General features: G+C 55.3%; 8 protein-coding genes and 7 pseudogenes. 8 read left to right on the top strand and 7 right to left on the bottom strand.

Annotation, left to right across the window (positions count from 1 at the left end; translation table 11 throughout):
- Positions 1-21: 21 nt before the first annotated feature.
- Positions 22-357 (top strand): DUF3991 domain-containing protein, encoded by a 336-nt coding sequence (locus DUT91_RS27690; protein WP_114442896.1) that lies wholly within the window; start codon positions 22-24, stop codon positions 355-357.
- A gap of 408 nt (positions 358-765) precedes the next feature.
- On the opposite strand, the gene DUT91_RS23860 is transcribed toward DUT91_RS27690, so the two are convergent.
- The 5 genes and pseudogenes from DUT91_RS23860 to DUT91_RS23840 form a co-directional block, all read right to left on the bottom strand.
- Positions 766-999: a hypothetical protein gene (locus DUT91_RS23860; RefSeq protein ID WP_114442894.1), complete on the bottom strand. Its 234-nt coding sequence runs from the start codon at positions 997-999 to the stop codon at positions 766-768.
- A gap of 41 nt (positions 1000-1040) precedes the next feature.
- Complete coding sequence (locus DUT91_RS23855) at positions 1041-1478, bottom strand: hypothetical protein (protein WP_147272264.1); 438 nt, start codon at positions 1476-1478, stop codon at positions 1041-1043.
- A gap of 663 nt (positions 1479-2141) precedes the next feature.
- Positions 2142-3023: pseudogene (locus DUT91_RS23850) on the bottom strand (IS3 family transposase); the annotation flags it as partial.
- A gap of 55 nt (positions 3024-3078) precedes the next feature.
- A pseudogene (locus tag DUT91_RS23845) lies at positions 3079-3405 on the bottom strand (IS110 family transposase); the annotation flags it as partial.
- A 231-nt stretch (positions 3406-3636) separates the two neighbouring features.
- Positions 3637-3870 (bottom strand): annotated as a pseudogene (locus DUT91_RS23840) (transposase); the annotation flags it as partial.
- Positions 3871-3978: 108 nt separating this feature from the next.
- Between DUT91_RS23840 and DUT91_RS27600 the strand changes: the two are divergent.
- From DUT91_RS27600 to DUT91_RS23815, 6 genes and pseudogenes are all read left to right on the top strand, one after another.
- Positions 3979-4026 (top strand): annotated as a pseudogene (locus tag DUT91_RS27600) (hypothetical protein); the annotation flags it as partial.
- A gap of 59 nt (positions 4027-4085) precedes the next feature.
- A pseudogene (locus tag DUT91_RS26980) lies at positions 4086-4340 on the top strand (hypothetical protein); the annotation flags it as partial.
- Positions 4341-4682: 342 nt separating this feature from the next.
- Positions 4683-5000 carry a hypothetical protein gene (locus tag DUT91_RS23830; RefSeq protein WP_114442892.1) on the top strand — a complete coding sequence of 106 codons (318 nt, stop codon included), beginning with the start codon at positions 4683-4685 and terminating at the stop codon, positions 4998-5000.
- A gap of 126 nt (positions 5001-5126) precedes the next feature.
- Positions 5127-5234, top strand: a pseudogene (locus DUT91_RS23825) (transposase); the annotation flags it as partial.
- Positions 5235-5462: 228 nt separating this feature from the next.
- Complete coding sequence (locus DUT91_RS23820; RefSeq protein ID WP_114442891.1) at positions 5463-5804, top strand: antitoxin Xre/MbcA/ParS toxin-binding domain-containing protein; 342 nt, start codon at positions 5463-5465, stop codon at positions 5802-5804.
- 8 nt (positions 5805-5812) lie between these two features.
- Positions 5813-6299 (top strand): annotated as a pseudogene (locus DUT91_RS23815) (RES family NAD+ phosphorylase).
- An 87-nt stretch (positions 6300-6386) separates the two neighbouring features.
- Here DUT91_RS23815 and DUT91_RS23810 read toward each other — a convergent pair.
- Entirely contained in the window at positions 6387-7289 is a 903-nt protein-coding gene (locus tag DUT91_RS23810; RefSeq protein WP_245419978.1) for a dimethylarginine dimethylaminohydrolase family protein, read from the bottom strand.
- 219 nt (positions 7290-7508) lie between these two features.
- Positions 7509-8948 (bottom strand): CoA transferase, encoded by a 1440-nt coding sequence (locus DUT91_RS23805; RefSeq protein WP_114442889.1) that lies wholly within the window; start codon positions 8946-8948, stop codon positions 7509-7511.
- Between the two features lie 550 nt (positions 8949-9498).
- Between DUT91_RS23805 and DUT91_RS23800 the strand changes: the two genes are divergently transcribed.
- Positions 9499-9759, top strand: a complete 261-nt coding sequence (locus DUT91_RS23800; RefSeq protein WP_114442888.1) for a RuvA C-terminal domain-containing protein — start codon at positions 9499-9501, stop codon at positions 9757-9759.
- Positions 9760-10435: the final 676 nt, after the last annotated feature.

The raw sequence follows: 10435 nt of genomic DNA, 5'->3' as shown, positions 1-10435 counted from the left end.
GAGGCACATCGCGGGCAGTCAGTGGTCGACGCGCAAATACATGAATATGGACCCGCTCTACGCGGAGCAGACCTCAACCCACGGAGCCGTCGCCTCATAAAAAGGGCGAAAGATTCTGGACACTACCCGAACGAAGCGATCATTCGCGCGGCGATCAGGCATGATGTCGTACACGAAGGTCCGCGCGGCAGCATGTGGGCCGCTCACGGTGACGCCGGCGCCAACCTCGGTCGCAAAACTTCGCTCGATTATCACCGTGACCTGATTGCAACGGCGGGCAGGCGGGCAGGCGTCATCCTTCCCGGAAGTGCGCTCGGATCTTCGCGATCCTCGCGTCGCCACTGCGATGACGCGTAAAGGGTGCCCGTGTTAGTCGCCGTCGGAAACTCAAATTCCAATGTTTACAGACACTTGAAGAAGGGGTGTATAATGAACGCCACGTTGCAAAGCCCCGAAGCGCTCGCTCGGCAGCATTGTTCGTCAGGCAAGTCCTGCCTGCCGTCGTCGAGGAAGGACGTGAAGCCTTTGATCCGGTTTACGTGCAACATCCTCTCAGCGGTCAGCGTCTTTCGCTCTCGGTAGATCCGACGACGATCCTCTTCTCCACCAGTTGGAATGATTCGGATCGGTGTAACCAACCAAATTCTCCGTCATTCAATGGTTTGAACCACATCCGACAATACACCATAAATTTTCCGGGCAGAAGGCTACGTTCGATAGTCAACCTTGGGGCAGGTCCAGAACAATCTGGAGAGTCAATTTATATCATCTCTCCTGTTTGTTTTGCTTCTTCTTGCGCGATAAAATGGCCAGCACCACTTTCGTCACGAGCATTCCGGTCACCCCTGCAATAAAAAGATAGATAGACGGTCCGATTATGCCCCATGGTTCCTGGACAACACCCCTGGTATCCATATTTGTCAGACACATAGCGGTGCCCATCCCCGCAATTCCCACGATGGTAAGAACCCAGGCCAGCCAAGAAATGATGTTTGTCACATTAATATTCTCAAACAGTGCACGATTCCATTCTTTTGGCTTTAATCGTGCTGTTTGTCTTCATCAGCGGGTCCCGTGGTTTCATCACCGGCATGAGCGAGGTTCTGGCAAATGCTTTGAGGCGTGGTGTCATCTAGCGCAGCAATGTCTTCAAGGGTGGCGGCAGGAATTGAACTTTCCCCTTCCCCGAAGGTAAACATGACGCCCCGTTTGCCTACAGCCTCCGCTTGTTGAGACAGAGTCCTTACCTTCGGATCGATATCTGGTTCCAGCCACTTGTCGGCATCGGCCGTCTCAGCCTCTTCAGAAGAGATGAATCCTTTCTCGGCACAATATTTGATAATGCCTTCCGAGTTAGACGCACTGAGAATGCCGGTAACAGGCATCTTCTCAGATTGGGCTGGCAACTCTTTGGGAGCCACGACTGCTGCTGTAGTCGTAGCGGTAATAGCGACCAAACTGATCAACACAGTTTTCAATATTATCTCCTGTTCAATGAACAAAATATGCACGCCTTAACCGGCCTCGGTCTTGCACCTTGACCATCTGTTTGGATTGATATCGAAGATTCGGCGTGATGGGACGACCAAGTTTGCGCCAAGAGCGGACGCATCCTGTTCCAAGCTCAGAAATTACGGACGCGACCGCGAAAGCGAGCGATAGGTGTAACGGCTGTCGTCTCACCCGCAGGGGTTACACGGAAGCTCTACTAGCCCCCCGTTTGCAGTAAGGCAGTCCCCTACATAATTATCTGCATCAATGCTGTCGCACAAAGGCAGGGATGATCCTGCTCCATCTTGTGCATAGGACACAGGAACAACCGCGCTGAAAACAGCTGACATCACCGCCAAAGACAGGACCATTTTCTTCACATTCATCTCCTTTGCTTTGAGCCACAGTGGGCAGGGAAGACGCTTTATTCCCCGCCCCTTCCTTCTGCGGGCCATTCGTGAGCCAAGGAATAGCCGGTTCGTAGCGGATAAAAAAGGGGCGCCAGCCCCCCTAATTAAAGCTCATAGATCGATATTATTTTTAGGGTTGCATGGCGGTTAAGCCTATGAATAATTCGTCAACAATCACTTCATTGCCATGCTGCTCCGCGGTCAAACTGAATAGCCCCGATTTTCGTAGACACCCTCGGGTTAGATTTGCTGCTGCTTTTCGAACTCGACGGGCGACAGCATCCCGTTCCTGACGTGTTTGCGTTTCGGATTGTAGAACATCTCGATGTAATCGAACACATCCTGGCGTGCCTCATCGCGAGAACGATAGACCCTGCGGCGTATCCGTTCGCGCTTCAGAAGATTGAAGAAGCTCTCGGCCACGGCGTTGTCGTGGCAATTGCCGCGTCGACTCATCGAGTGAACCAGATTGTGGTGCTTGAGGAACGATGCCCAGTCCATGCTGGTAAATTGTGAGCCCTGGTCCGAATGGATCAGCACTTGGTTCTTCGGCTTGCGCCGCCACACAGCCATGAGCAGAGCTTATAGCACGACATCCGTTGTTTGGCGGCTCTGCATTGCCCACCCGATCACACGGCGAGAATAAAGGTCGATGACGACGGCGAGATAGGCGAAGCCCTCGCAGGTCCTAATGTAGGTGATGTCGGTAACCCACGCCTTGTCCGGAGCCGCCACGTCGAACTGCCGGTCGAGCGAGTTGTCGACGGCGACAGACGGTCTGCCGCCATAGATGCCGGGACGGCGTTTGTAACCGATCTGCTTGATCCCAGCAAGACGGGTCAAACGCGCAACCCGGTTCGGGCAGCACATCTCGCCTTGGCCGAGAAGGTCGTCGTGCAGTTTACGATAGCCGTAGACCTTGCCGCGTTCCTCCCAGGCCTTTTGGAGAAAATCGGTCTGCCGCTTGTCTTCAATGGCCCGCCTACTCAACGGGCTCTTCAGCCAGGCGTAGAATCCGCTCGGATGAATCTTCAGCAGGCAGCACATCGTCCGCACCGAGAACCGCAAGCGATGCAAGGCAATGAACGCGTACTTCACTTTGCATCCCTGGCGAAATACGCGGCCGCTTTCCTAAGAAACACACTCTCCAGCAGCCATGGGTGCCAGTTCGTAGCCCAGAGACCGCGGTCTTCCGGCCCGGGACGTTCTTTGCATAGCGCGCGTTGACGAGGATCACCTCGAACCCGTGCTGTTCGAGGATCTCGAAGGCCGGTATCCAATAAACACCGGTCGACTCCATCGCCACGCTCGTCACGCCGCAGGATCTGAACCAAGCGGCCAGATCATGCAGATCGTGGGTGAAGGTGCCGAAAGCACGTATCGGCATATCGTCACTGTCCGGATTGACCGCGGCCATATGCATCGTGGACCCGATGTCGATGGCTGCTGCACCGGGATTCATACGCGTGAGGTTCTGCGGTGTAGATGAACTTGTCTTCGGCATGGCTTCTCCTCCTTTGGGTTGGGAGGGGCTGGGCCGCGCAAGTTCGTCATTTTCCTAACCGGGATCGCCGCTAACGCAACGTCACCACTCTCAAGTCCGCAACAGCCCATGTGCCACGTTTTTTAACGGGGTCGATCGCCTCCAATAAGCAGTCGGCAACTCCCCCTCCGGCGGCCAGCGTAGCACAGCCTGTTTCTACCGCGCGCAGGCGGACCAAAGCCCGTGATCGTTTTTTAGGATGTCGCGCTCCTCGGTGACACGAGCCAACTCCTTCTTCAGCCGCCTGATCTCCTCGGCCTCGTCGTTGCTCTTGGCTTTCGACGCCGCAAACCTCTTCTTCCACTCGTAGAGCGAATCCTGGCTAACGCCCAACCGTTGAGAAACCTCTGCAACCGGATAGCCCCGCTCAGTGATCTGACGCACAGCGTCGCGCTTAAAATTTTCGCTGAAATTCGATTTGCTCATGATGCTCTTCTTGCCTCAAAATTTGGAAAGAAGCTGTCTACAAATCTAGGGGCTATTCACCGCCTCACTCTACAATCACCGCATCAGGCGCCGGAAAGAGGCTGTCACGTGTCGTATGGCCTCGATACTGGCTACCCGGTGATGAGAGCGCTCGCAGATCGGGGAGTTTTTGGAGATTTTCGCGCTCACGATACCCTGCGGCATGCTCACAGACCATCTATACGCTTAAACAAGTCGCCGTCTGATCGGCGAGACCCTCGAATTGCTCGAGGAGATCGTTGCCATGCTGACAATATTGCCGAAGGCGAAATGGTAAACGTCAGTGACGGAAGCGAACACGACACGAGAGGCCTGACGGCATATGGCGTAGAGGGCGTTCAGGATCTCCTGGCCGACACACGGACGTGTGGGGTTGCGATATCCGTCAGTTCCTCGTCGATGAGCTATGCGACCCCGAGATTATCGAGCGCGCGAAAATGCGTTTCGCCGGACGCTCACTTATAAATAGGGGCGCTGGTGCCCCTATTTATTCGCCACGAACCCGATATTCCTTGGTTCACGAAACATGGAGATGTTTCTTGGATTGGTATGCCTTGTGGCGTCGGAATAGACAGCTCTAACGCCGCGAGTCACATCTGTCAGGCGTGAAGCTTGTTGAGCAGCCGACGACCCTGCGGCCATGTTCCGATTAGATCCATGGCCAGAAGAGGCGGTCGTCGACTGGGACGGGGCTTTGGAAGATAGCGGTCTGAAGAGCTTTATTGGAAACGGCGCTCTGTCTGCCATGCAGAAGCATCCCTGGAGTACCTTCTATGTCTATTTTAAACCGATCTTCTGAAGCACCATTCTGGCCGGTTTCTATCCTGAGCTTCGTGCTTCTTTGGATGGTCGGGTCTAAAGAAGCGCCCGCGATTGAAACGCAAACCGGTCAACAGGAAGAGGCGCAGCAAAAGGAGATTGCTGAGCAAAGGGAACGGGAGCGCAACCAAAGCGGCGGCGGCACAAGCGGCAAGGGTGGAATTCAGGTTTGTTTTCCTTCCGCGGGCCAGTGTTCAGGCCGTTCGGTCCTTTTGGACCTCACCCGCGATGGGGTTATCGCTCCTATGCCGCTGCCAGAAGCGACGCCATGACGCCACCGCTTTGAATGGAACCACGACGGTGTGAACTGCCCCCCATTTTGACCGGACACTCGGCATAAGCAGGAGGGCTCAAGCACAGGCTTGAGGATGGGCTTATGTCTAACGAGTATCGACGCCGAGCATAAGCTGCGGATTGTCGAGGAGAGTTTCGAGCCGGACGAGACGGTTTCGTCGGCGGCCAGGCGTCATGGGGTTGCGCCCAATCTGCTTTACCGGTGGCGCAGATGGGGGCGGGCGCCTTGGGCACCTTCACTACGATTTGCATGACCTCGCAGCTCGGTCCAAATTCTGTGGCGTAACAAGCGTGGCTATGGAGTCGACCCGCGTTTAACCGGCTCAGCTCCGCGTGGAGCCGATATTCCTTTCCTCTTTTCATATCTCCTATTAAAAGCCGCGAATTTTGACGATATATAGCGTCACAATAATTGGCATTCTGAAGCGGAGGTAAGCGCCATGAGCCTTGCTCAATATGCCGATGGTGGGCTTTTCTCGCCACAAAAGATCGCGGACGCCTTGTGCACGACGAGCGAGGAAATCGCTCGCACGGCCGGTCTCGGAAAAGACGTGATCCAGCGCAAGGATCGCATTCGGTGCGACAAGACTCAGCGGCGCCTGCGTGAGGTGGCGGAGATTCTCAACAAGGTCGAGCCTCATTTCGGCTCGGCTCTTATGGCCTACGCCTGGTATCGGTCGGAACCCCTGCCTGGCTTTTCCGGCCAGACGGCGATGCAATTGTTCCGTGACGGACGTGCCGATGACGTGCTCGACGCTGTCGACGCCGGCACTCACACCTAAGCCGGTCGATGCGTTTCCAAGGAGTTTTGTACCAGGCGCTGAATCCCATCTATGCGCGTAAACCGCTGTCCGGTCGTGGCGTAGAGCTTTACTACGGTGGCCGAATCAACAGGAAGGGAACACCGGCACTTTATGCATCCCTGTCGGTCATGACTGCGCTACGGGAGACCAATCAGATCGGCAGCCTGCACCGATGATGCTCGTATCATACGACGCGGACATTGAACGCGTTTTCGACAGTCGCGACGATGCCGCTTTGCAAACGGAGGGGATGGATGCGACCGCGCTCGCCGACACGACTTGGCGCGACCAGATGAAAGCGCAGATACAATCCTTTGCCCGAAGGCTTAGTGCGGCCGGATATCATGGGCTTCTTATCAGGAGCTTCGCCCCGGCGCGACCAGTGACGATCTCAATCTCGTCCTCTGGAACTGGAGCGATGCGTTACCTGTCCGCCTCACTCTGATAGACGATGGAGACCGGTTATCGCGGTAGCGACGGGTTGCGCCGCGAGCCGATCGACTTTCGCCCCGGCATCAACAGCCTTGCAATCTGGTTCAGGAGGTGATGGATATCGACCCGTTAGGCACGCCAGAGGGGCTGTGTGCTGCATCGGAACGCACCGCCAAATGACCGGCTGATCCTATAGTCAATATACTCGACTGTGATGCCATAACGCTCCAGTTCGTCACCGACGAAACTGAAGGCCGGGTCCGTGACGTAGATGTCGGGCGTAATCGGCAGGCCGTTGGTGGCAAGGCACGATGCGTCCTTGATCGAGACCGGAACGCGATCCCATTTCGCGAGACGCGCGGGAATGCCATCATTAAATGCTTCCTCGCAGACCACCATGAGGCCTTCGCGAACCATGCCGAGCGCGCAATCGAGATGCAGGATGTTTTCCCTCAGACGAATGAGTTCAATCGTGTAGCCATACGGTGCCAAAAGCTTTGCGAGCCATTCCGCTCCGAAGGCATTGGAAGCCAACCCCGAGGAGCCGACGAAAACCTGCTTTCCGAAAACCAGAACGTCGCCGCCTTCAAGGAAGGGACCAGCTCCCAGCGTGGCGTCGCCGGATGCCACAACCTCGGGCATAGGCACTGCTACGTATGAGCAGGGTGAAGGCATGATGCGCTCGCGCATCACGTTGCGGACCGGGAGCACTTCGTGGCGGCGATGCAGAAAACGAAGCGACCCTTCGACCACGACGTTGCCGACCGTAAAGAAAGGATCACGTATGAAAAAGTTGGCATAGCCGTCGTCGCGGGCGGCTGCTTTCTCGGCATCCGTCAGCATGCGTGGACGAAGAACCTCGACGCCGTACTTCTCCAGGACGGTGCGGAAGTTCTCTCTCTCCTTTTCCCAAGCTGCCTGGCCCTCCGAATCGGCATCGCGGAAATCCTGGCCGGGGGCAAACCGAATGTTTTGGCGGCAGGGCAGAAAGTCCATGTCTGGATCTCGAAGCATGCTTTCGGAGAACGCCAACTCGGACTGCGCCAGGACAACCGTTCGAAGCGGCGCGAATTCGCTCTCTACATAGATTTCACTCATGACCTTCCTCTATCGTATAACTGTCGCCAACGCTTTCCGGCCTCCGCCAGACGCTCTGGGTATTTCTAGAGTATATATGGGCGGGTTCAACCGATCGTCGCAGCACCGTCCATGAGACTGTCATTTCCTTCGGTGATCGGATCGGCAGATGCGTCAGTCCAGCCATTGCAGCAATGAGGAACCGAGAGGCTGCGGGCCGCGCGTGTAGCCCGGCCTTACATCGGACATTTCGATAAGGCTCGGCAGATAGGTGATCTCGCCGAATGGACTGTCGATTTTCGTCACCGGGACGTCGGTTTGTTTCGCAATATCGGCGAACGGAAGCGTACCGTTGAGCGCATCCGGTCCGAGCAGACCCAACTCCTGCGCCCACATGCACATGCGTGTCAGCGACACGCCGACCCGATAGCTGCCGCCTTCGATCGCTCGGCGATAAAGTGCCGCGCCTATACCGGCAGCGCCGACATAGGCTGCAAGATAATCGGCGAAAATCACCTGCAGCGGCATAAGGGGTGCGTCGATCGCACCCTCGGTATCGACGTAACCGGATACGGTTACGGCCATCATATCGAATCCGCGGAAGTTTGCCCATTCGCCCTCGAAATCGAAGCAGCGCAACTCATGGGCAATAATGCCGGGCCGGCTGGTGGCAAGGCGTCGCGGAGAGATGCCCTTCTGATCGAGGTTGAGATACGAGCAGGTAAAGACATCGGTGTGCTGGAGCAGGCCAAAAAAGCGCCGCATGTCAGCTTCGTCATCGAAGTCGCAATAGGCGGCGCGCTTGCCGATGCCGGTTTCCAGGCGCCAGTTGGGGTGATCTGGATAGTTGGGTTTGGAGATATGCAGTACGTCGGCGCCGAATTCGGCGAGCGTGCGTGCGGTAATCGGTCCGCCGATGACGTGAGTGCAGTCGAGAACGCGAATGCCCGCCAAAGGTGCATCGCAACCGGAGGGGAGCGGAACGGGATCGCTGTCGCCGATCTTCTCAATCTCGATTACGGGTTTTTCCGCCAAACGGCGACCCACCGGATGGGTCAGCCATTCTTTCGTGCTACGGACCATTCCGATGGCCCCTGTCTCGTCGCGGATCGCCCGTTCCAGCGCCTCAGCGTCCCACTGCATGATCGCGCTTTCTACCGCACGCCGAGTCGGGGCACATTTGAGAACCTTGAAAACTGCATCACGCAGCCGGGGATAGAACAACTCGATTTTAATGAAACGCCCGTCTCGGGTCGGATAGAATTCACCACTCAAGGCGGAATCGACGCCACCAACTGCGCCATAGTCGGTAAAGGGAAGTAACCGGCCGTTTTGACGCATGAATGCAATGCCATGGTGTTGATGCACTGCGTTGCGCACGCTGGTTGTCACATTCTGCGGCTCACCCCCTCGCAATTGCCAGAGCTCTCCGAGCGCCATGCCGAAAGCCGCTTGAGCAGCAGCCATCAGCTCACCGAAACGATGACGTGAAGCCAAAACAGGATCCTTGCCCTGGATCGTGATGTCACCTTTATATTGCGCCTCGCTCAGTCCGATTGCCGCAAGGATCATGTCCAGGGCTTGTTGCGATGTTTTGCTATCGACTGTGGCCATGTTGCCTCGCGTTCCAAACAGAAGAAGATAATAAACTTATGTAAATATAAGTACGAACAATACAAGTACATATGAATGAGCATGAAAAAAGGGGTGGCCCCGCCACTATTTTTAGCCCCGATCAACCAATATGCTGGGTGTTCGGTGAAGTTGGCGTTTAGAACGTCGCGAATTGTCCAGCGGCGGCGGCCCGTCAACTCCGATGATGTTGATGAGGAAAATGTCAAGAATTCAGAACATCGTGTTCTTTGATATACGGTGGAGCTAAAAATGCCAGCAGCCAAAGCGACTGAGCCCGATCATCGGCGCCGATCAAGAAGGGGCAACCAAAGCTCAAAAATTTTATGTCCTCATGCCGGATATTCGCGGTGGCGGTTCACGGCTGTTGATCTCAAAGGCCTCAGATGACTCCATTTATTGAGCAAAGGCATCTCAAGAATGGTGCCTTGTTAAAGTCTCTTGTCAAAGAAGGACTGGTTGATCTGGAGGTACTGCACACAAGCTGATTCGCCTGCGGATCCAGGAGTAACCGCCAAAAAGGTGGAAGCAAATGACACCCCGCTATAAGCAAATTTTCGATATCGTCGACCAATTGAGCAGCAATTTACATTGTCCCGTCGGTTTTTCGAAGAATCGTAGCGATATTGTAAAAGATACGCATCGCCAATTCCTTATGGCGTTGATAGCACTTGGTTTTACCGAGGAGGAGATCGAAGCGGCAACGGGCGGATTATTCAAACTCGTCGAAAGACGCCTTTGCGCGATTTACAGATGCAGCCGAGCGATTTTTAAGTCGGGGCAACCTTGCTAGCGGCCATATGCCGTGCCTGCAACACCACAAGAGCGCTGCTACCCCGAGGGAGAGCCTTGTATTTCATAAATGCTTCTGATTCCCGGTGTTCCTGCAAATAACACATTATCCGAATGATGGATAATCTCCTGACTGTTTAAATGAGAACATTGGTGCTTTGCGAATGCTCTATTATCATGCCCAGTTCTGGGGATATCTATCATTTGTACTTGACGGAATATCACGTGATTGAATAATTGGATCACTGATGTCTATCAGTTCTGAGGCCCGGCTCCCACCCGCTGCTAACGCCCCGGCCGGGCCTCTTAATTCAGGCTACCTCTCCGGCCTTGGGCTGAGCACCTCTGTATTGAGCGCACGTTGTCGAGGCTACAAATAGTTAGGGGGATTCCATTCTCGGCCCGGCTGGAACGGGGTGCTGAACCCATTTGTCCGGAAACTTCCGCCCAACTGTTTGAGCTCTATTCCGAGTGCCGGTTTGTAGATCACGCTGCCCTTCGTGGCTGGTTTAAGACGGTGGTCCGGGCCAATAGCAACCCTCAGATTTTCTAGAGCACGTCCGCTGAACGCGGAATCGCGTTAAGGATTCCCTTGTTGGCCGAACTCTGGTTCCATTGCCCCGACTGGTGATTTGGTCGGAGGCAATATGACGCGAGCTTTCAGTGATGATCTTCGT

This window comes from Paramesorhizobium salinisoli (assembly GCF_003335045.1).
GTDB classification, from domain to species: Bacteria; Pseudomonadota; Alphaproteobacteria; order Rhizobiales; family Rhizobiaceae; genus Paramesorhizobium; species Paramesorhizobium salinisoli.
The sequence above is the reverse complement of the archived record's forward strand: the minus strand, read 5'-3'. Positions and strand labels throughout refer to the sequence as shown.